Raw genomic sequence first — 486 nt, forward strand, 5'->3', positions numbered from 1 at the left:
CACTCAGGAAACGTACCAGGTTGCGCAGTTTTACCTGGTAATCCCCTTCCTCCGTCCCTGGACGAAACTTGATTTCTTTAACCTGAATCTGCTTCTGGTTTTTCTTGGCCGCGGCAATCTGTTTCTTCTTCTCGAAGATCGATTTGCCGTAGTCCATCAGTTTGCAAACAGGGGGTACTGCATCGGCGGAAATTTCCACCAAATCCAGTTTGGCCTCTTCAGCCTTAAGAAGCGCGTCTTCAATTGACACAATCCCAAGCTGCTCACCCTCAGCCCCAATTAACCGAACCTCGCGTGCCGAGATATTCTCGTTGATCGGGGCTTTCGGTGCAGCTCGTTTATCTTGTCTCATTTCACGCTTAATAGTAATTACTCCGAATCTGGGCGACCACGCCGGGAAACCGCTTGAGCGAGGAACTCAGCGAATTGGGCGACGGGCATCGAGCCCAGGTCAGCACCTTCACGATTACGCACAGCGACAGTCTG

At 51.6% G+C, this 486-nt stretch carries 2 protein-coding genes; both read right to left on the reverse strand.

What is annotated here, in order from left to right; all coding sequences use genetic code 11:
• Positions 1-370, reverse strand: a 370-nt coding sequence (infC, locus tag ACIQY3_RS18690) for a translation initiation factor IF-3 (RefSeq protein ID WP_403022334.1), incomplete at its 3' end; no start/stop codon positions are given.
• A partial coding sequence (locus ACIQY3_RS18695; RefSeq protein WP_403022336.1) for a hypothetical protein occupies positions 370-486 on the reverse strand: 117 nt, incomplete at its 5' end. The genes infC and ACIQY3_RS18695, both read right to left, overlap by 1 nt.

Origin of the sequence: Pseudomonas sp. NPDC096950 (genome assembly GCF_044762525.1) — a bacterium.
GTDB lineage: Bacteria > Pseudomonadota > Gammaproteobacteria > Pseudomonadales > Pseudomonadaceae > Aquipseudomonas.